Annotated in this window: 16 protein-coding genes and 2 pseudogenes; 5 read left to right on the plus strand and 13 right to left on the minus strand. The window is 70.7% G+C overall.

Translation table 11 applies throughout. The features are described 5' to 3' along the window. Positions 1 to 269: 269 nt before the first annotated feature. From EKG83_RS26110 to EKG83_RS50020, 3 genes and pseudogenes are all read right to left on the minus strand, one after another. On the minus strand, positions 270 to 623 hold the full coding sequence (locus EKG83_RS26110) for a histone-like nucleoid-structuring protein Lsr2 (RefSeq protein WP_153278402.1): 354 nt from the start codon (positions 621 to 623) through the stop codon (positions 270 to 272). Between the two features lie 316 nt (positions 624 to 939). Continuing rightward, complete coding sequence (locus EKG83_RS26115) at positions 940 to 3,000, minus strand: NACHT domain-containing protein (RefSeq protein ID WP_153278403.1); 2,061 nt, start codon at positions 2,998 to 3,000, stop codon at positions 940 to 942. Positions 3,001 to 3,402: 402 nt separating this feature from the next. Continuing rightward, positions 3,403 to 4,474: pseudogene (locus EKG83_RS50020) on the minus strand (IS630 family transposase). A 302-nt stretch (positions 4,475 to 4,776) separates the two neighbouring features. On the opposite strand from EKG83_RS50020, the gene EKG83_RS26130 reads away from it, so the two are divergent. Together EKG83_RS26130 and EKG83_RS26135 are read left to right on the plus strand one after the other, a co-directional pair. After that, complete coding sequence (locus EKG83_RS26130; RefSeq protein ID WP_033434896.1) at positions 4,777 to 5,022, plus strand: ATP-dependent Clp protease adaptor ClpS; 246 nt, start codon at positions 4,777 to 4,779, stop codon at positions 5,020 to 5,022. Next, the gene (locus tag EKG83_RS26135) at positions 5,019 to 5,489 is read left to right on the plus strand and encodes a DUF2017 family protein (RefSeq protein ID WP_033434897.1); all 471 of its coding nucleotides are present in this window, start codon (positions 5,019 to 5,021) and stop codon (positions 5,487 to 5,489) included. Before EKG83_RS26130 ends, EKG83_RS26135 begins: the two co-directional genes overlap by 4 nt. A 368-nt stretch (positions 5,490 to 5,857) precedes the next feature. Here the strand turns inward: EKG83_RS26135 and EKG83_RS26140 are convergent. Then, positions 5,858 to 6,469, minus strand: a pseudogene (locus EKG83_RS26140) (phosphoribosylaminoimidazolesuccinocarboxamide synthase); the annotation flags it as partial. On the opposite strand from EKG83_RS26140, the gene EKG83_RS26145 reads away from it, so the two are divergent. Together EKG83_RS26145 and cyaB are read left to right on the plus strand one after the other, a co-directional pair. Next, on the plus strand, positions 6,417 to 7,172 hold the full coding sequence (locus tag EKG83_RS26145; protein WP_084717059.1) for an aldo/keto reductase: 756 nt from the start codon (positions 6,417 to 6,419) through the stop codon (positions 7,170 to 7,172). The pseudogene EKG83_RS26140 and the gene EKG83_RS26145 sit on opposite strands and share 53 nt — an antisense overlap. Next, complete coding sequence (gene cyaB / locus EKG83_RS26150) at positions 7,169 to 7,726, plus strand: class IV adenylate cyclase (protein ID WP_033434898.1); 558 nt, start codon at positions 7,169 to 7,171, stop codon at positions 7,724 to 7,726. The genes EKG83_RS26145 and cyaB overlap by 4 nt, the downstream gene beginning before the upstream one ends. A 790-nt stretch (positions 7,727 to 8,516) precedes the next feature. Here the strand turns inward: cyaB and EKG83_RS26155 are convergent. From EKG83_RS26155 to EKG83_RS26185, 7 genes are all read right to left on the minus strand, one after another. Beyond that, entirely contained in the window at positions 8,517 to 9,395 is an 879-nt protein-coding gene (locus EKG83_RS26155; protein WP_228122938.1) for a helix-turn-helix domain-containing protein, read from the minus strand. Positions 9,396 to 10,455: 1,060 nt separating this feature from the next. Continuing rightward, positions 10,456 to 11,382 carry a DUF5753 domain-containing protein gene (locus EKG83_RS26160; RefSeq protein ID WP_033434901.1) on the minus strand — a complete coding sequence of 309 codons (927 nt, stop codon included), beginning with the start codon at positions 11,380 to 11,382 and terminating at the stop codon, positions 10,456 to 10,458. Between the two features lie 65 nt (positions 11,383 to 11,447). Beyond that, on the minus strand, positions 11,448 to 12,299 hold the full coding sequence (locus tag EKG83_RS26165; RefSeq protein ID WP_033434902.1) for a hypothetical protein: 852 nt from the start codon (positions 12,297 to 12,299) through the stop codon (positions 11,448 to 11,450). Further along, entirely contained in the window at positions 12,296 to 12,721 is a 426-nt protein-coding gene (locus tag EKG83_RS26170; protein WP_033434903.1) for a hypothetical protein, read from the minus strand. Before EKG83_RS26170 ends, EKG83_RS26165 begins: the two co-directional genes overlap by 4 nt. Beyond that, the gene (locus EKG83_RS26175; protein ID WP_033434904.1) at positions 12,718 to 13,920 is read right to left on the minus strand and encodes a hypothetical protein; all 1,203 of its coding nucleotides are present in this window, start codon (positions 13,918 to 13,920) and stop codon (positions 12,718 to 12,720) included. Before EKG83_RS26175 ends, EKG83_RS26170 begins: the two co-directional genes overlap by 4 nt. Positions 13,921 to 14,109: 189 nt before the next feature. Beyond that, on the minus strand, positions 14,110 to 15,039 hold the full coding sequence (locus EKG83_RS26180) for a hypothetical protein (RefSeq protein ID WP_033434905.1): 930 nt from the start codon (positions 15,037 to 15,039) through the stop codon (positions 14,110 to 14,112). Between the two features lie 1,120 nt (positions 15,040 to 16,159). Next, a complete protein-coding gene (locus tag EKG83_RS26185; RefSeq protein WP_322746602.1) occupies positions 16,160 to 17,029 on the minus strand; it encodes an SAM-dependent methyltransferase in 870 nt (289 codons plus the stop codon). 142 nt (positions 17,030 to 17,171) lie between these two features. Between EKG83_RS26185 and EKG83_RS49145 the strand changes: the two genes are divergently transcribed. Then, entirely contained in the window at positions 17,172 to 17,303 is a 132-nt protein-coding gene (locus EKG83_RS49145; RefSeq protein WP_265590286.1) for a hypothetical protein, read from the plus strand. 436 nt (positions 17,304 to 17,739) lie between these two features. Here EKG83_RS49145 and EKG83_RS26190 read toward each other — a convergent pair whose 3' ends face one another. Both EKG83_RS26190 and EKG83_RS26195 read right to left on the minus strand, forming a co-directional pair. Further along, the gene (locus EKG83_RS26190) at positions 17,740 to 18,657 is read right to left on the minus strand and encodes a helix-turn-helix domain-containing protein (protein WP_033434907.1); all 918 of its coding nucleotides are present in this window, start codon (positions 18,655 to 18,657) and stop codon (positions 17,740 to 17,742) included. A gap of 56 nt (positions 18,658 to 18,713) precedes the next feature. After that, complete coding sequence (locus EKG83_RS26195; protein ID WP_153278407.1) at positions 18,714 to 20,078, minus strand: hypothetical protein; 1,365 nt, start codon at positions 20,076 to 20,078, stop codon at positions 18,714 to 18,716. Positions 20,079 to 20,394: the final 316 nt, after the last annotated feature.

Genomic DNA, 20,394 nt, shown 5'->3' on the forward strand with positions numbered 1-20,394 from the left:
CTGTGACGGCAACGCGCCCGGCGAGATCTGGTGTGCCCCGAACGCGCAACCGTGCCCCCACACATGCCGTCTTCCGCCGGGCCGATTTACCCGCCCCTTGCCGGTCGGCACCGGTCACAGTGCTCCCTGTGCGCCGACTTGACCGGTCCCGGTGTGCACTTCTACCCGCGTCAGGTACGGCGTTTCGGTCACATCGGGACGCCGAACCGGCTTCTCTCCCGATCTCTGCCCGCCAGCTCATCCGCGCGGATGCGGGTGTATGTCGCGGTTCAGGCGGAGTGGGCCTGCTGGAACTGTTCGATCAGTGCCGTGGAGATGCGTCCCCGGTCCGAGATCTGCTCTCCTCGGCTTCTGGCCCACTCACGGATCGCCTGGTTCTGTGCCCGGTCGCCGCCTGCGGGAACTGTCGTCCGAGTGTGGCGTTGCCGCGTAGTGCGCTGCTTGCGGCCACTGGATCGTCGTCCGCTCGCGACGAAGTCGGCGAGCCGTCGGCGCAGCTTGTCAGCGTTGCCCGCGGACAGGTCGATGGAGTAGCTGACTCCGTCCAGGGCGAAGTCCACGGTTTCCCGTGCTTCACTGCCGTCGAGGTCGTCGACCAGCGTGACGATGGTCTGCCGCGCCATGCGGAAACTCCTTGCCGGGATCGCCGTGTTCGGTGATCGGAGCGAGCGTTGCGCACTACCGAACCGGCACGAATACGCGGCCGGCCGGCCGCGCGCAGCGATTCTATCGACCGACATGGATCAGCGCAAGCTATTCCAGTGGCCGAAAGGCTCGAGATCGACGCATGTCACTGTAGGGCTAGCGCCGCCATTACCCGCAAGCGGAGCATCTCTTACCAACAAATGACAACCGATGTGCTCGTCATGCTTTCCCACGCAAGCAAGCTTGCTGAAATCGATTACTTCCGACTTGGCATGCCCGGCCTCTCACAGTACTTCAACGAAAGTGAGGGCGACGCAGATGGATCTTGCGAGAACCTTTACAAGGGTATCGGGCGGCAAGGTATTGCTGAATGCGCAAGTGACGAAACCGATAGAGGGCGCCGGTACGGTGAAGCACTCCAAGTTCGTGAGCTCGTTCCAGAAATTCCATGAGCCGCCATGGCACACCTCCGTACCTCCAGAGCAACAAGCACGTTAGGGAGTACTTGATCCAGGCACAACTGAATGGGTACAGAGAGGTGAAAAGTGCCGCCATACCCAGAGCGGTCGATAGAGAGCCGATGAAACTGACATCCGCGCTTAGCCCAGCGAGTAGCACGAGGAGCGCCATACCGAAAAAAGTAACCGCCCCGTTCAATATTGCCATGGCGCGATCAGAAGCAAGGCTGTCACGAGGATGACCGGGGTCGTCAGCCGGAATGCGGCCGACAAGTTCAATGTTAATCAACCCCAGAAGCACAACCAGCGTACCAAGTCCGACCATGATGCCCGGAGGTTGATCTCGGGCAACCAGATAACCAACCACAGGTCCCCCGACGAGGAGCCCGACAACGTACCGGACGATCGCCGCCCCGGTCGGCCGCGACATCATTTTGGGCAGGGGCACCAAGCGTGTGTCGTCGTCGCTGCCGATGAGCATGCGCATTACCAGCCCAACGAGTGCGCCGATCGCAAGGCCTACCACACAGCCCAGGATGGCCAGCACAATCAGAGTAAATACGCGCGATATCGTCAGGACGCCAGGACTGACCGACCGCGACGCGGGCGTAGTGAATATCGTCGCAACGAACAGCAAGACAGCTATGACCGCCCCAGTAATTGCACCCTTAATCGCCGAAACTTGAACTTGCGGACGGGGTAAAAGTAGACACAAGCGCCACCAGGTCAAATCTGTGCCGGGTTTCGACGCCTGAGCAGCGGCGAGGAACGCCAACACGGCAGCCACCTGCTCCGGATTCTCTTCCGGAGAGTAAAGTGCAGGAATATAGGAGTCAAGCAATAGTCGCTCCACCCCCTCGACGGTTGTTAGAGCCAACATTTGAGCCGGGTCGGTCTTGACAGGCGCGTAGGCGGTTCGAGCCAAGTCAGCCATCAACGGAGTGGACAGCGCCTGCGCCAACACCCCGTCCGGATGCGCTCGTAATTCCGCTGTAACCGGCGCAAAACGGGCATCTCCAACCGGGCGTCCAGAGTCCAAGTAGTCCGCCACCGCCTCTGCGGTCACCTCCATGAGGTCGACTACCAGCGCACGTCCCAATGGAAAACCTATCTCACCGATCGCGGCCTGATACTCCTCGGGGCGGCTGGTAAGCACTAATGGCCGGTCATAACCGACAGTGGCGGCGATCCCGCGCAGTGCTCGAACTCGTGCAGTGGTAGCGATCTCGTCGAATCCGTCCAATACGGGCAACACCATGCCTCGCCGCACCAATTCCTTCGCGGCCTCGGGCCCGTGCGGGCCTCCCTTGCTGAAAGGTGGATGCTCCACGGCGATCCGCCGGGCCAGCCAACTCTCTAGGCCCTCCCTTTCCGGGTTCCATGCCGACAGTGACACCAGCATCGGCACCGGTTCACCGGGGTTGCGCCGGTTGATTAACGCTATGGTGAGGCCCACGGCAGCCGTGGTCTTACCTGCCCCTGGGCCACCGAGAATTACCAAGCGGCGAGCAGGTAATCGATCGAATGTCTTTATCAGGTCAGCGCTGTCACCGTGAAGGTCCAGCGGAATCGAGCGTGTCAGAGTCGTCGGGGGACCGATCACCTCGTCCGCAGTCGCAGCAACTGGCCGGTCGGTAGACAGGAAGCGCACCTCCAACCCGTTCGACGGGGTCACCAGTCGAACCTGGGCTTCCTGCTCGTGTCGCCGCTTGATCAACTCCGCCAGTTTGTCGGCAGCCTGCTCCAGGCCAGCCTCCTGATCGCTGGTGGCACTGCCGCTGTCGGCGCGTCGAGAGAAGAACAGTGCCACGAACGTAAACAGTGTGAGCACCGCCGCGATGACGCTTCCCAGTTTGTCCAGCACATCCAGCACGTCCTCGTCCTGCAGCACCAGCACCGCGATAAAGGCGGTTGCCGACAGACATGCCGCTCCGAGCCACGCTCCGCGTCGATCCACTCTGACATCCTGACGATCATCCGGTACCCACGCATACGGCCTAACGAGTGTAATGACATGCAGACCGCGACATCCTGACGGCCGAGCGACATGAGCCTGATCAACGCCGTGCGCATCAACAATCTGATATCGATCCAAGCACCTCCGCCACGCAGGCCGCGCCCCGACTGGTCCTACTCGGCCTCCGGCAGAGCCAGTGGCTGCGGCGGCACGATGAGCCGCTCGGGGGCGTCCCAGAGCAGGCTGATGTGGCTTCCGAGGTGGGGGGTGGGTGTGGGCGCGTCGGAAGCTGTTCGTCGTAGCTCGTTACAGAGGTTAAATGAGCGATGGCGGTCGGTGTGGTCATGGCGTCGTGAGGGTCAGTCCGGTCTGGGCCAGGCAGCCGTCGAGTACGTCGGGGCGGTACTGGATCTTCTTGAGTTTGCATTTCACCACGCGCACGAGGTGGTCGAGGTCGGCCGCGGCGAACTCGGCCAACGACCGCTTGAGCAGCGACCATCCCTCCTCGGCCGGATTCAGGTTCGGCGCATAGGACGGCAGGTGCACCACCCGCAGCCAGTCCCGGTTCGCGTCGACGAACTCCACCAACTCGTGCGTCTTGTGGACATTCAAGTTGTCCCGGATCCGCACCAACGGAGCCCGAAGCCGGTGGTGGGTGGCCAGGAGGAGGTCCCGGTACTCGCTCCAGGTGAAGCCGCGCCGCTCGCCCTTGCGGCCGTGCCACAGCCGTAACCGGTAAAGCAGGTGCGGCCGCCGGCCGGGCCTGAAGCACAGCACGCCGGCCATGGACACCCAGCCCTGACGGCCGTCGCGCACCCGAAACACCGGGGTGTCTGTCCGCGGGGAGCCCAGCTGCGGTCTCTCGGCGGCCTCAGGCCCTGCCCTGCCTCGTCCTCGAAGCAGATCCAGGCGCCCAGGTCCGCGGCGAGTCTTTTACCCAGGGCCAGACCTCCCCGTGCCACACCCCGACCGCCCCGTCGTCACGCTCGATCGCCCGTGCGCGGGCACCTGCAGCGACCAGCCGTGCCCGCGCAACAGCCGCCACACCCCCTGCACGGTGTAGCCGACGTGGAACAACCGGCCGATCATCGTCTTGACCCGGCCCAGGATCCAGCCCTGCCCCTGGTTCCAGCCGTGGACCAACGGCCCTCGCCCCCAGCTCGCGCACCAACCGCTCCCACTGCGCCGGGGACAGCCGTTCCACCGACATCAACCCCGCCGAACGCAACGCCTCCAGCCCGCCCTCGCGCCACGTCCGGCGCCACTTCTCCACCTGCCGCACCCCCACCCGCAGCTCCGCCGCGACCGCCGTGGTCTTCTCGCCGCGGGCGAACCGCGCACCGGCCTCAAGTCGAATGCGCTCCCGGGCCTGCTGCTGGCAGGGCGTCATGCCGCCACCCTGCGCATACCTCATCCACCCGGCATACCGCGACGATCAAGAAACGTCACGGGGCCGGTTCCACCCCGCCAACACGAAATCAACCTCTGTAGGCACGGGCCTGCAGCGGGGATGTTCTCGAGGCAGTCGGCCGCCGACAGACGCACAAGTCAAGGCCGTCGGCCTATGGTGGATCGGTGCGGGTCCGGCTCTCGCCGTCATGGCGGCGACCCGGGCCGGCTGGGCGGCGTTGGTCCGGCTGTCCGGTGTCGGTGCGCCTCGTCCCCGGTGAGGGCTGTCCCTGCGGGGCGGTGGTGGGGATGGCGCATACTGCGCCGGTGGCCGATGACGCACCCTGGCGGGTGACCCTGCACGACGACGAGGTGAACACCATATTCATGGTCGCCTACCTGCTGCGTGCGTTGTGCGGGTTGGACGACCTGCAGGCGCGGGCGGCGACGATGGCGGTGCACCGGCGCGGCCGGTGTGACGTGGCGGCGTTCCCCGACCAGGGCGGCGCCGAGCGATGTGCGGTGCAGTTGCAGCGGTTCGGCCTGCACGCCACGGTGGGGCGGGGCGCATGATCCCGATTACCGCGGACTACTTCGACGCGGCGCCGGTGCCCGACGGCGTGCTGGTGCGGATGGCGGCCAATGTGGAGGACACGCTGGCCCACCAGATCACCGGCCTGATCGGGTTCCTCCAAGCGCCGGCGGTCACCCGTGCGCAGGCCCGGCTGCATCGGCGGGTGTTCCCCGACGCCTACCGCTCTCGCGCCGCAGCCCGGGACTTCCGGGGCCGCCACGCCGCGGATCTGCACGACACGGCCGCGGCCGAACGGGTGCTGGCGCGCTGCCGGGAGCGTTCACCGTTCGTGCTGGACCGGTCGGAGCTGCAGGACTGGTTGTCCACGGTGGGGCTGCTGCGGTTGCTGGACGAGCCGCGCCGCGGCGGCCGGCGTTCGGTGAGCGGCGCCTGGTACGGCCACATCCAGGACAGCCTGGTGCTGGCGGCCGATCCGGGCCTGGCCACCGGCTGGGACCGGCTCTGACCGGCGTGTCGAGTTCACCGGGCGGGTGCGTGTCGGTGGTGGCGTGGCCCGCGGTCCGGGGCCAACCCGGCCGATCAGCGCACGGGACCGACTACCGGGTCGATCCCCTTTGACACGCCGGTAGTATGCCCGATCCGCGTAGCCCCTGCCGTCTGGCGGGGGCTACGCGGCCGTCGACGCGGCGGCGAGCACGGTGACAGCGGTGGACGAGCGCCGAAACACTGCCGGGGTGGCGTGGTCGCCGGTTCGTGCGGTCAGTCGCCGTGGATGCGGCGGTTGTAGTTGAGGTGGCCGTCGAGGGCGTCGGTGCGGTAGCCCGCGTAGGCGGGATCGGTGGCCGGGTCGCGTCGGAATTCCGGGTCCTGAGGCCAGGTGTTGCCGGTGATGCGTTCGTAGACCTCGACGTAGCGGGCGCGGGTGGCCTCGACGATGTCGTCGGGCATGGCCGGGCCGGGCGGGGTCTTGTCCCAGCCGGTGGTCAGTGACCAGTCGCGGACGAACTGCTTGTCGAAGGAGGGCTGGCCGCCTTCGCGGCCGGGTTGCCACTGGTCGGCGGGCCAGAAGCGCGAGGAGTCGGAGGTGAGGACCTCGTCGCCGAGGACGAGGGTGCCGTCGGGGGCGAGACCGAATTCCAGCTTGGTGTCGGCGATGATGATGCCGCGTTCGGCTGCGATGGCCGCGCCGAAGGTGTAGATGGCCAGGGTCAGCTCGCGCAGGCGTTCGGCGGTCTCCCGGCCGACCTGGTCGACGACGTCGTCGAAGCGCATGAACTCGTCGTGGCCGGTGTCGCCGCCCTTGGTGGTGGGCGTGAAGATCGGCTCGGGGAGCTTGCTGCCGTCGAGCAGGCCGGGCGGGAGCGCGACGCCGGAGACGGCGCCGTCGCGCTGGTACTCGCGCAGGCCCAGGCCGGTGAGGTAGCCCCGGGCGATGCACTCCACGGTGATCATCTTCAGCGGGGTGCAGCGGATCGCGCGTCCGGCCCTGGACAACTTCGGCACCGACCACCTCGACGTCTACTTCGTGCACAGCACCGACTTCGGCGAACAGGACCACTACCTCACCGGCGTGGTCGACCTGCTCGACGAGTGGCGCGTCCAGGGCCTGATCCGCGCGGTCGGGATGCGCGCCCCGCACACCTTCGCCGAGCAGTGGGCCGACCAGGACCGGCCCGAGGCCGCCGACACCGGCCGGTTCCTGCGGCTGTTCCACACCATCCGACCCGACGTCCTCACCGCCCGCTACAACCTGCTCAGCCCGCTCTACGGCGCGGGCGAGACCGACATCTTCGCCTTCGCCCGCCGCCACCAGGCAGGGGTGCTGATCAAGCAGGCACTCGGCCAAGGGCTGCTCATCGGCGCCCACGACCACCGCGCCCCACGCCACTTCAGCGACACCGACCACCGCCACCACGACCCCCGCTTCGCCCCCGACGCGCTGCGCCGGCTGGCCGACCGGCTCGCGCCGCTGCACGCCCTCCACGGCACCGGCACCACCGGGCTGGCCCGCGTCGCGCTGCGCTACGCACTGCACCACGCCCCCGACTCGATCGTGCTCGTCGGGTTCCGAGACCCTGAACAGATCCACACCGACGTCACGTGCCTGGGCGGCCCGCTCACCGACGACGAGGTCGCCCGGATCCGCGCGGCACTGCACCCCGACACCCCGGAAGGACACCGTCCGTGAAGTACACCGAGGTCGAGCAGAAGTACGCCCTGCCCGACGCCGACGCCGACGCCGTCACCGCCCGCCTCACCGAACTGGGCGCCACCGCCGCCGAACCGTCCCGCCAGATCGACGCCTACTACAACCACCCGGGCCGCGACTTCCTCGCCCCGGACACCATCACCGAGTGGGTGCGTTTCCGCACCGAGCAGCGCGGCTCCTCGTTCAACTACAAGCAGTGGCACAAGCCCGGCGAGGGCACCGCCCACGCCACCGAGTACGAGACCCCCGTCGGCGACATCGAGGCCCTGCGCCACGCGTTCGAGGCCCTGGGCTTCCCACCGCTGGTCACCGTCGACAAGACCCGCACCACCTGGCAACTGGACGACGTCGAGATCGCGCTCGACCGCGTCGCCGACGCCGGCGACTTCGTCGAGTTCGAGTTCAAGGGCGAGGCCGACACCGTCGAGGACGCCCACGCCCGGCTGGACAAGACCATCGCCGACCTCGGCGTCGACCTGGGCGAACGCGTCAACCGCGGCTACCCCCACATCCTGCTGGGCCGCGAACGCTGACCCCTTGCGGGTGCTTCTGGGCGGGCGCCAGACCGCACAGAAGCACCCGCAAGGACCGTTGCGGTGGTCGGCAGCGCACGACCACGACGCCGGCGACGTGGTCGGTCACCGAATCGGATGGTCGGTGGCCGTCCGGCACGTCCTGCACGTAGGCAGGCGGTCGGGGACGAAGACCACGTAGAAGATGGGCGGGTAGGGACGCCCCAGATGGCCCTGATCACTCGGAAGTGTGGGGAACAGTGGGCCGGCGGCCTCGACGGGCTCGGCGAGCGCTGCGGTGTACCGTCCGCGCCGGACTGCGCGGACACGATCGACCATCATCCGCGCGACGCCGCAGGCGCCCTCCTGCTTCAACCACAACAGCGTCATCAGCCCGGGTTCGACCAGGCCCGGGCCGCTGACCCAGCAGGGTGGCCCGGGTGACCACAGGCAACCGCGTTCTCACCCGCCAGACGTCTGCGGCCGGCGTCCCACGGCACACCCCCGTGAACCGACCCTGGAACGAACACCGAACACACCACCGACCCGGACGCCCCCGGCCGGCACAGAGATCGACCACCGCGGCCGAGAGGACGGCGACCACCCCGGCCCGAAGCTCATGCCCTCACCCGCGCGCGAGCACGCGGTCGCGTTCGTCGGGGACCAGCGCGCGCACCGTCACCACCGCCGGGCAGTTTGCCCGGGTGGCCGGTCGACGGGGCGGCGTGCGGGCGGCGCGGGTCGGTGCCGGTGCGCCGAGGAGGCGTCGTCGGGCGGGCCGTCGTCGGGTGGGGTGTCATCGGGCGGGGTGTCATCGGGCGGGGTGTCCTTGGCTGGACGTGGTGGCCGCCTGGTGGATCGCGGTGCCGCTGAGGGCGTCGGCGCGACGGTGCAACTCCTCGACGGTCCGGTCCGGATCGAGCGCGATCCGGTCCAACTCGGCCACCAACGGCCTGTAGACGGCGTCGTGTCCTTCGGTGAATACCGTTGCGGTGGCCGTCCCGGTGTAGGCCAATGACCGCAAGGGCCGGGCGAAGGTCATCAGGGTAAACGGATGCCGTGGGCCGTGTCGCGCGGCCGGTACCAGTCGTACGCGGCGATGGAATTCCCTGCCCGCGAATGCCAACCACAGCAACTGGTTGCACATGACGTCCGTTGCGTCGTCATCCGGAACGGGTGTCGAGAGTGCCGATTCGTGGATGTAGAACACCGCGGGCGTCTCCGGTGTCCAGTCCTCGTACATGCGTTTCTGCCGGTCCAGCCGGATGCGGAGGGCGTGGTCGACGTCCTGCGTGTACGCGAGGTCGAGTCGGGCGTAGTCCTCGGTTTGCAGCAGCGGTGGCACGCCCGTGCGGTCGTAGGTCGTGATGGTCGCCGCCCGCTGCTCATGGACCGCCAGCACCGCCAGGTCGTCGTGCGCCCGCCGCGGGTGCGACCGGACGAATTCCCTGGTGACGGGTTGTCGCAGCAGTCGGTTGACCCGTTCGCACGTTTCGGTGTCGGCGTGGAGCACGCCGAGCAGGCGGGCGATGTCCCAGGCGCTTTTACCGCGTCTTCCATCTTCGAGCCTGAGCAGCGTGACCTTTGCCCAGCCGAGGACCGACAGGATTTCCTCGATGGTCATCCCGCTATTCCGGCGGGCGCGGCGGAGTTCTTCTCCGAGTTCTCTGGCCTGTGCGTTTCCGTCCACCCGGGGGGTGGCGAGGGCTGCTTTGCCGTATTCGTGCGGGGTGTCGGGCAACGACCGTGCCTTTCGGTGTCGAGGTGGTGCTGCGGGCTCCGGCCCACCGGGTGGGAGAGTGATCCCGGTGGGCCGGGCAGGGACCGGCGGTTGCGCTCCGGCGGGACCGCGGTCTCCGGCGGCCGATCACCTGGTGCCGCGGTTCGCGGTGCGGACGGTGGCGAGCGGGTACGCGGTCGCGTGCCCGACCGGACCGCGCGGTGCACGACAGGCGACGCCGGGCCGGACGGGACCATGACGCGTCGGGCCGTCCGGATGTCGGGCACGGCCGTCACCGGCTCCCCGGCATCGGCGTAGGTCTGCCGGTGCAACCGTTCCTGGCGGATGCCCGGCGCCGGCAGCGCGGCGCAGGTCGTTGCGGTCGACGCAGGGCCGGCGGCGGGTCGACCAGCGGGGACGCGGGATCGTGGTGTGGCGGCTCACCTCGGCCCACCGCCCGGTCGTCACTGCGGATCGTGAGGGGATGCCCTGTTCGTCGTGGCGGGGTGTCGATGTGGTCTGTACGGGCACGTGGGCCAGGTCGTGAAGTCCGGCGAGCACGTCGTGGGCGTTGTGGCCCGCGGCCGGCAGGGCCGCCATGGCGTGGGGGGTGAACCGCACCGGCGCGATCGGCGCGACGCTGCGCGCCGTCCGGGCCCGGCCCCGGGGCACCAGCGGCTGGAGTCGTGGGTCGCTGCTGCGGGCCAGGCGCGTGAGGTCGACCCACAGCCCCCGAAGCCCATGGTGTGGGTTTGGGCGCGTGCTTCGGCGTTGTGCAGCAGGACCGAGGCCGGCAGACCCAGCACCGCGGCGAGTTCGGCCAGGCGCAGCACGCTCGGGGTCCGGGTGCCGAGTTCGTAGCCGGCCAGGATCTGCAGGCACAACGTGCCTTCGGTCTCGCCCTCGGTGTCGGGGTGGGCGGCGCGCCAGTCCGGCAGTGCCCGGCGAAGGTCCTGACGGGTCCAGCCGAGCGTGTCGCGTGCCTGGCGGAGTTCGGCGTCCAGCGCCGGCCGGAGCCGGTCGAGCGGGTTCACGGTGCCTCCGGTCGGTCGGGGGACGGGGTGGTGGATGGGGTTGCCGTGGCGCCGGTGGTCGGCTCCGGGGCGTGGAGTTCCTCGGCCAGGAGGCGCAGCCGTGTGGTGGTCGCGGTCCGCGACAGCGCGATGCGGTCCAGCAGGTCCAGCTGTGGCGGGTAGACGTGCTCGTCGCCTTCGGTGAACACGGTGGCGGTGGGGGTTTCGCTGTAGGTCAGAGTCCTGATCGGCTCGGGGAAGGTCATCAGGGTCCAGGACCAGGGCATCAGGGTCCAGGCCCAGGGCGGTGCCTCGGGGATGTCGGGGACCAGCCGGATCCGCCACGGATGGTCGTCGTGGCGTGGTGCCAGGGCCAGCAGTTGCCCGTGTGCGATCGTGTCGTCGCCGAGGCTGCCCAGGGCGGCGCGTCCCAGGGCGGCCTCGTGCAGGTACACGGTCACCGTGGGGGCGGGTGTGCGGTCGAGCAGTCGTTGTTGGCGTGCCATGCGGAGGTCGACACGTCTGGCGGCGTCGGGCAGGTGCGCGAGGACGGCGCGGGCGTAGTCCTCGGTCTGTACCAGATCGGGTATGCGCAGGCGGCTGTAGATCGTGATCGTCGTGGCGATGTCCTCGTGGGCGGCCAGCATCGCCAGGTCGTCGGGGGCCAGTGCCGGATGCGCGCGCACGACGTGGTCGGCGGCGGGTTCCTGGAGCAGGTGGTGGACCCGCGCGTGGGTGGGGAGGTCGCTGTGGCAGGCGCCGAGGAGCCGGGCGACGTCGAGGGGGTTCGTGCCGCGCCTGCCCCGTTCCAGGTGGTGCAGCATGCCGTCCGTCCAGCCCATCACGGACAGCAGTTGTTTGACGGTGACCTGGGAGGCCAGTCGGGCGCGGCGCAGTTCCCGGCCCAGTTCCCTGCGCTGGGCGCTGCCGCCCTCATTGAGCAACGGACGTGACGTGCCGGGCAATACACACTGCCTTTCTGCCTGGGACAACGGGATGTGCGGGCCGGTCACGGCCCGGGTGCGGTGAGCGGGTCGGGTCGGCCGGTCCCGGTGATCACCGGGGCGGGCCAGGCGGGCGTGCCGAACTCGGCCAGCATGGCCGCGGCCGCGGTGGGGTCGGTGGCGGTCATCGCCGCGACCGGGTCCGGCCCGCCGGTGCGCGCCGCCGGGCCCGCGACACTCACCGCGGCCCGGGCCGCGGTGAAGTGCCGTTCGCGTCCGGCCTGGTCGGGTTGCGCCCAGCCCAGCAGGACCAGGCAGACGGCGTGCTCGGCGGCGGCCGCCGCCGAGAACCGCAGGCGGTGACCCCGCAGGTCCCGGTACAGCTGCGCGGCCCGGGTCAGGTGGTGGTCGGCGGCGTCGGGCCGGCCGACTTCGAGCATGACCGCGCCCAGCTCCCGCAGCGCCCAGGCCCGCAACAGCTCGTCGGGCACCTGGAGGAGCTGGAGGAGCTCCAGGAACTCCTCCAGCGCGTCGGCCACCTCGTGCAGCACGCCCACCGCCCGGTGCAGGCGCGCCAGGGCGTGCAGGGCGTCGCGGTAGCCGGCCACCGTGGCGGGGATCGGCGTGGCGGTGCTCGGTGCGGTGTCGGCGCGGGCGCGCCACACCGCCAGGGCGCGCAGGCCCATCCCGTGGGCCAGGCGGTGCTGACCGGCGCGGGCGTAGAAGTCGCAGGCGGCGTGCAGCAGCCCGGCCACCTCGGGCGAGGTCGGGGCGCGGTCGGCCAGGTGCTCGGTCAGGTCGCGCAGCCGCCGCATCCGCTCCGCCGGGACCTCCGCGGGGGTGGCCGCCCACTGCTGCGCCAGCGACGCTGCCAGCACGGCCACGTCGTCCCAGGGGCCTTCCGCGGCCGGGCTCACGCGGCCTGCCCGAACGTCTCGGCCCGGCGGGCGAGCCGGGTGATCGTCTCCTCGGTCGACCGAGCGTGGAGTTGTCCGCGCTGTCGGCCCGGTCGGAGCCGGTGTGCGTACTGCGCCACGATGTCCGGGGCGTCGTGGAAGACGGTGGCGGTCGCGTGGGTCGACGAGGCGAACGGCGTTCCCGTGGTGGTCTCGGCCAGCATCACCGCGTCGATGACCGCCCGCGTCGTCGAGTGGTTCGTCCCGTCCAGGGACAGCAGCGACTCGCGCACCCCGTTCAGGAGCGTCGGCAGTTTGTCCCCGCGGGGTGGGCGGGCGGGCAGAGGCGTGCGGGGCATGGTGTCGTGGTCCTCGTAACAGGTGATGCCGGCCCGGTCGGGTTCGGCGTTGTGGTCCAGGTGGTGGGGCGGGGGTGCTCTCACCGCACGGTGAGCGGGTGGTGGCGCCCTTGGCTGGTGAGCCAGTTGACGCGCCACCGGATGGGCGCCCCCTGGGGACCTTTGAAGTGGCCTTGGACGGGATGGTCCTTGTGGTGGCGGCAGGTTCCTTGCTGGTGCTTATGGGTGTCCAGGCACTTGTTCTGCCGGTACTGGCCGACCAGGTGGCGGTGCTCCAGCGGTCCCCACAGTCTCCCGGGGTTGGCAGGATGGGCGGGCTGTGTGCGGTGTCGGCTGCGCAGGCGAACCACGTGCACGTGCCCGGTGTCGTGGATGCCGGCGCGGCGGTCGCGTTTGCGTTCGCTGGTCGGCACGTGCACGAGATCGGTTTCGCCGAGCGCGTCCGTGGTGGGGCCGAGCGAGTGCAGTTGGAACAGCGCGTAGAGCGTCTGGAGCCAGGGTTGGGCGTAGAGGGGCAGAGTCGGGGATCGCAGTGGCTTTCCGATCTTCACCGTCGACTGGCCGTACCAGACGAGTTCGGCGCACTGCTCGGCTTGGAGTTCCCGCTGCATCGCTCGTGCCTGAGAGCCGGCGGTCGTCGTGCGGCCGTTGTCCCGGTTGACGGCGACGACGGTGTCGGGGGGAAGGCGGGCCCAGAGGTTTTCGGGCTGGGGGGTGTAGAAGGACACCCTGAGGCTGTCGTTCCCGTCGAGGACGCCGCGTGCCCAGCTTGCTCCGACGATAGGCACCGGCCAGGTCGCTGCGGGATCGAGCCAGATCGGTCGCTGCGCGGTGCGGTATCCCAGCTTGTCCACCAGCCGCATGCGGAAGCCGCCGATGGGCTCCTCGAACAACGCGAACCCGCTCTGGCTGGGCAGGTAGTCGGCTTCGAGTCGGGTGGCGGGGGTGTCGGCCGCGAGGTTGAGCGCCATCAACGTCATGTCCGGGTCGACCTGGTACAACGGCGCGCCGCCGAGCAGGTCGGCCTCGAAGTCCAGCATCCGCAGCACGTCGAGGTCGAGTTGGTCGTCGCGCTGTGGTGCCTCGCGAAACCACAACGGGTCGGTGGTGGCGACCTGGTGGTGGTACTTCTCTATCGTCTTGGCGATGAACTGCGAGGTCATGAGGTGATCGCGGACGTCCCTGCGCACGCGGGGCAGTTCGGCGGGCGCCGTGGCCCGCCACCGCGGAGGGCGTTGCAGTTGTTGTTGCAGCTCGGCGGGGACATCCGGAGAAATGATCATCACAGTCCTCGGCCCACGACCAGCGGTGAAGGTGGTCGTGGAGAAGTTCGTCGACCGGAGGGTTGGTCAGGCGCTTCGGGTCGGATCCACGGCGGTGGCCGGGGCCGCGACGAGCGCCGGGTGATGCCTGGCGGACAACGCGGAGGTGTCCTGGTGTGCATGGCCGCCCGGATGAGGGGAACGTCCAGGTCAGTGACCTCGGCCGGGGCGGCGCAGCAGCCAGCGGGGGTCCAGCGCGGTACCCGTGATCGCGAAGAACAGCGGCATGATGACGAACACGATCACCGCCGATGGCAGTCCGCCCAGGCCCGCCGCGGTGAGTACGGGGAGCGTGAACGCCGCGACCAGGTCGTAGAGCGTGTGTCCGACGACGATGCCCGCCAGGTTGCGGTGGTATCGCCACCCGGCGACGGTCAGCAGCACCGGCGCGACGAGGAACAGGGCCGTCGGGCCGGCGTCCAGGTGGTAGGAGACCTGCACCACGACGACGATCGCCGGTGCCCACGCGGTGTCGGCGACGGTGCGGCCCCTCCCGGCGGGCAGGTGCTCCAGGACCACCCACACCAGCATCAACGCGACGACCGATTCGACCAGGCCGGCGGCCATCGCGTGCTGGACGTCGAGAAGCCAGGGGCGGCTCCGGGCGCGCTCGCCGAACATCAGGGCGCCCAGGCCGGGCACGACGGCACCGACGAGCGCCAGCAGCGGCCCGGCGACGGTGGCGACCGGGCAGACCACGCGCAGGTAGTAGGCCAGCGCGTAGCGGGTGGTGGTGCCGAGGATCGGCCGCAGACCGGCGGTGTGGCTGTTGGTCGCCATCCGGACGCATGCCACCGTGATCACCGCGGCGGCGCAGTAGATGAGGTTGCGGGTGGCCAGGTCGGCATCCGATGCCGCCTGCGGTGGCAGGCCGGCGGCGATCCTGTGCACGTGCTCGATGTTCCTGCCCCACTGCAAGGCGAGGAACACCGACCCGGCCGCGCACGCGGCGGCCAGCATCCACCGTCGCGTGCCGGTGGCCCGCACGACCGGCTCGTCCGGCGCCGCGATCGGCCCGGGGCGCCAGAACGTCGCGACCGGCGGCGTCGCTGCCGGAGAACCGGTATCGGTGGTGGTCATCGGTTCCTCCTGTGGGTGGACGGGTGGGCGAGACGGAGGCGGCGCGGCGGAGGCGGCGCGGCGGAGGCGGCGCGGCGGAGGCGGCGCGGCGTGCCGCCCGGTCCGCGGACGGGCAACGCCGAGCCCGTACCGGGCGGGTGGGCTGCCGTGCGGGCAGGCGGCCGGTACGAGGCCGATCCCGGCCGGCAGCGGCACCCGCGGCCCCGCGGATGCCGGCGTGTCGCGGGTGTCGTGCGCGGGCCACTGGTGGGCGGCCGGTCGACCGGTGGCAGGGCGGTCCGGGCGGGGCGGCCTGTCGGATCGTCGCCCGGTGGCCGGTGCGGGGCGGGCAGCAGCATGCAGTCGGCCGCCGCCGACTCGTGGCGGGGTGGAACTCGGTGCGCGCTTGAGACACGTCGGGGCCCGTTCGGGGCGCCCGGCGGCGAACAGCGTCCCGGCGACGCGCCCTGACACGTTCGCTCGACCGGTGGAATCGACGCCAGTGGAATCGACGTCGCCCGGTGCCCGGTCGATCCGATGTGCCAGGGCCGCCTTGCCGACGGGTCCAGGGCAGCGGTCGCACGCCGGGCAAGCCGGACGTGGCCCGTGTCCCGGCCCGTGTGCGACATCCACTCCCCCGCACCGCCCGGGACGGTGGTGGTTACGTCGTGATCGGGTGGTTACGTCGTGATCGTCGAGTGCGGTGTGGGCGTGCACCGGTGCGACGTCCGGTCCGAGAACCCGGAGGCGATGCCGGAGCCGCTGGTGGACCGTGGGCGGTGGCCCGGCGGCGAACGGCTCACGGACGTCGGTCGGCGCCGTCGCGGCGCAGCGCGGGATGTTGGAAGCCGGGTGCGGCTGCCCCGGCAGTCCCACCCTGGTCGCGGTGTCGGGCCTGGGCCCGGGCCGTTGGCGGATCCGCGTGGCGTGGCTCGGTGCGCTGCGGGCTTGGATGAGGGTGAGGTGCGTGGGCACAGGTCGTGGGTCCTTGGTTGTGGTGATTACGCCCGCGAGGACGCAAGGGTGGGCAGCGGGCGCGTCGGGCACCGCACTGGGCCGCCGGTCACGCCGGCGATGCCGGCACCCCGGTCCGGTTGCCTCGACGGCGGGGTGATGAGGTCGCTTGCGTCGGGGACATCGGTCACAGCGGACCCGCAGTTGCGGGTTCGGCGTTGACCGCCAGACACACCGGGGGCGCGGGGACGTCGACGTCGACCTCGGGACACCATCGGTTGGCGCGTTGCACGGGCGCTTGCACTGTCCAACCGGCCCGCTCGACCGCGGCCGCCAGTGCCCGCTCCGGGCCGGGCCCCGGGCGGGCGGCGGTCTTGAGTGCCGCGGAGACCACCAGCAGCGACCCGACCGGCAGGATCCGGCGCCAGCCCGCCAACACCGATCCCCATCCACCGGTGCCGTCGAGGTGCTCGGCCAGTCCCACCGCCACCAGCACGACCGGATCACACGGCGCGCACCGCTCGGTGATCAGCACCCGGGTCCACGTCGAGATCGGCAGGCGGGGGTCGGCGAGCACCACCGCGTACCGGGATTCCCCGACGAGCCGGCGTCCCAACGCGGCCTCGATGCCGTCGGAGCACACGTAGGTCACCGTGGCCTGCGGCTGGTCGGCCAGGACCGTGTGCGGCGCGCCGACGCCTCCCGGCCCGCACCCCAGGTCCACGAACCGCCGCAGCCCTCGGGCGGCGGCATGGCGCACCGCGCGACGTTGGAAGGCCCGACTCGCCACCGCGGCCGCCCTGCACTCGGGACAGGCCCTGAGCCACTGCCCGGCCAGGTCGCGGTCGACCCGGAAGTTGTGACCTCCTCCCACGAGATAGTCCGTCGCGCGCCCGGGGTGCGCGACGCCGGGACCGATGCCCGACACGTGCGGCGGTGGCGCCGTGCCCGGGGCGTCTACTGCCGATGCCCCGGCATCACCGGTTCCGTCGCCGACGAAGGCGGTGATGCCGTCTCCGGGTCGTACCGACGACGTGGCGGGCACGTTCTGGTCCACTCTGGATTCACCCCTCGTGTGGAGCGTTGACGGTGGCCGACGATCTGGGCGCTCTCGGCTGGTGGCCTCGGCAGGAATCGGATCCGCGCCGCAGTGTCACGGCGCCCGTCTCCGCAGCGCGGACCACGGGGATGCCGGTGGCGTGCGGTGGTCGACGCAGTGGTCGACGCGGTCGCTCGCCGGTGGTGGGCCGGGGCGCGACGCGGTGGCGGAGGCCGGGGTGCAGGCGGGCGGCGGTGCAGGCGGCATCGGCCGGGTGGGACCGCTGCGGTGAACCGGTGGGGAGGGGGCGGCGTATGCGGTGGTTGCGGTGGACGGGCCGTGTCGAGAAGAAGGTCGCCACGGCCGGGACCGGTAGGAAGACCACGCCTGTCGCCACAGTCGGCACAGCGGGCGCGGGCCGGTCGCGCAGCACCAACTCGCCGCCGCCACTCTGGTCGGCCGCCACCCGCCGGTGCCGCGGGGCCGGTCGAGCAGCGGGTACCGCCTTGCCCACCGCCCGCACCGGCACCGCCGCAGCGGCGACACCGGGCAGGCATCGGGCAGCACAGGTCACGGTGCGACCGACGCGGTGCCCTGCGGCGCGGTCGGGTCCCCGCTCGATGCGGTGTGCCGGGGTGGCGGACATGGACGGTGATCTCTGTGTTCGGGAGGGTGCGGCAGCGGGTCGTGCGCCGGCGGGCTCGGCCGGTGGCGGCCGGTCGGGTGGGTCAGGCCGTGGTGGCAGCCGCCGACACCGCAGGTGGGGCGCCCGCCCTGGAGGGCGTCACCGTGGCCTGCTCCGGCGGGTTCCCGTGGCCGTAGCGCAGGATGAGTTCCACCGATTCGCCCGCCGACAGTGCGATCCTGTCCAGGACCTTGATCTTCTCCTTGTACCGCTCGATGGCCTCGGGGCTCTCCATGAAGACCGTGGCCATCTCGCCCCTGACGTGGACCAGCGGCGGCAAGGGATCCGGAAAGGCCACCAACGTCCCGGAGTGCCGCAGTTCCGGGATGATCGGGGTGGACGCGGGGACCACCCGCAGGACCGCGTCCCACACCTGGCTCTGTGTCACCATGTGCGACATCTGCTTGACCATGGTCCGCCGTGACCCCACGGTGCGGATGAGCGCCGATTCCGGCAGGAAGAAAGTGACGTTCGCGCGCCCTTTCCTGGCGAAGTTCCGGATCCGTTCCGACCGGTCGTCGACCACGTCCTGGTCGCCGGTCAACGCCAGGGTGTAGTCGGAGGTCTGCAGCAGATCGGGGACGAACCGGGCGTCGTAGACGACCATGCGGGCGGCCAGCTCCTCGGTGATCGCGAGGCAGGCCATCGTGTCGGAGGCGGGGATGTGCAGGCGCGCGAACGGCCCCTGGTGCCCCACCTCCGCGGCCAGCGTCTGGATGCGTTCGCGCGTCGGCCGATCGGTGCGGAAGACGCCCAGCGCGACCGAGATCTCCTCGGAGCTGGTGTTGCGGTAGCCGTTCTGGAGCTTGCTGACCCATCCCAGGGACCGGCCCATCGCCTGGGCCATGCCGGCGGTGGAGAACTCTGCTTTCTGTCGTGCGCGGCGCAGTTCTTCGCCGAGTTCCCGGGTGCGGGCGGTGCTGATGCGCGGGCTGGTGGTGTCTTCGCGTTCGGTGTTCATCGTTCCTCGTCGGGTGGGATTGTGAGCGTGTCCGGCGGTCCGGGTGGGTGCGGTGGTCACGGAACCTCGGGGGTGGTCGGTCCGTTCGGCGCGTCGGAGTCGCGGTGGTCACCGGTGTCCCGAGCGCGGATCGAGGGGTCCGGCTGTTGCCGGGCTTTGTGGGCCGGGTGGTCGTGTCCGGCATGGTGGTAGAGCCGGATCGCGTCGTCGCGGTCGCGTCCGGCCTGCTCGTAGTCGCCCAGCGCGGCGTCGGCGTCGGCCAGGGCCTGTTTGACCCGGGCGAGGTCGACAGGGTCGGTGTCGGGGTCGAGCAGGCCGGCGGCGGCGTGCAGCGTGACGATCGCTTCGGCGGCGTCGCCGGCCGCGGTGAGCACGCAGCCGAGCACCGTGAGCACATGGGCGCGGTCTCGTCGAGGCGCGTCGCGGGGCAGCTGCTCGACGGCCTGGTAGGCGTGGTCCACCGCCGCCGTCCGCTCCCCCGCCGCCAGGTGGGTCAGGGCGATCTCGGCGGCCAGTAGACCGCCAGCGGTGTCCGCGCTGGTCGCACGCCCGTCGGGGCCGGTCGGGGTCCCGGTCGGGTCGCTCTCCCCCGCGGCGTTGACGTCCCTCGCGGCGTGGAACTGCGCGAGGGCCAGGTCGTACTGGCGCAAGCCACGTCGGGCGCCGCCGAGGACGGTGTGGGCGAGGAAGCGCGACCGGGGGTGCCGGTGTCGCCGGGCCTGCGCCAGTGCCTGTTGGGCGGCTGCCTCCGCATCGGCGTAGCGACCCAGGGCGTTGTGGGACGCCCCGATCCGGGCGAGCAGCACGCCGGCCACGGGGTGGTCGAGCTGGTCGGCGGCGGTGGCTCCCAGGTCGTTGACGGCCATCAGGTCGTCGTGGCGTCGGGCATGGTGCAACGCGGGATAGGCGGCGTCGGCGAACTTCCAGGTCAACGGCAGGTCCTTGAGTGCGTAGGCCACCCGCTGGGCGCCGAGCACGCAGGTCCGTTCCGCGGCGAACCAGCCCAGGGCGGCCCGGTCGTCGGCGAACACCGGGAGTTCCGGGAGTTCGACGAACCGGTGCTCGCCGGGGGCCAGCCGCGCCGCCACAGCGGCGCAGTGCCGCAGCAGGTATCCCAGCACCCGGTACAGCGCGTCCTTGTCCTCGGCGTCGGCGGGGAGTTCGAGAACCGGTTGTCGGGATTGTCCGGTCGCCCGGTAGCGGCGGGTGGGGTCGCCGGCCGGCGCGCAGGCGTCGGCGGGGGCCGGTGTGCCGGAGACCTCCAGGACACCCGCGGCCACGAGTTCGGTGATCGCCGCCGTGGTGGTGTCGGTGTCCTGGTCGAGCAGGGCCGCGGCGGCGTCGACACCGAAGTCGTCGCCGGGCAGCAGCCGGTGCAGTGTCCTCAACCGGGCGGCGAGGGACGGTGTGGGGCTGTTCATGACGCCTCTGCGGGATCGGTCGGGTCGAAGCAGGGGGTATGGGGGTTGCGGCGGTGTGTGGGAAGTCGGAGACGGCGCACCACTGTGTCCTCCGTGGTTGCGGGCGCACCTGCTCCGACGGGCTTGCGGCTGCCCGGTCGACGCAGCCTGTGCGGTCGACCGGCAGGACGCCTGCTCACGGTGGAGTCCTCCGGCAGTCCTCTCGAGCGCCGACGGGGAGTACCGCCCCGGTCTGGTGCGTGCAGGTCGAACCGGGGCGGCTGCCGTTCGGGGACGGCCCACACTGCCCGGTTGTCAAGTATTCGGGCACACACCG

Origin of the sequence: Saccharothrix syringae, from assembly GCF_009498035.1 — a bacterium.
In the GTDB taxonomy this organism is placed as follows: Bacteria; Actinomycetota; Actinomycetes; order Mycobacteriales; family Pseudonocardiaceae; genus Actinosynnema; species Actinosynnema syringae.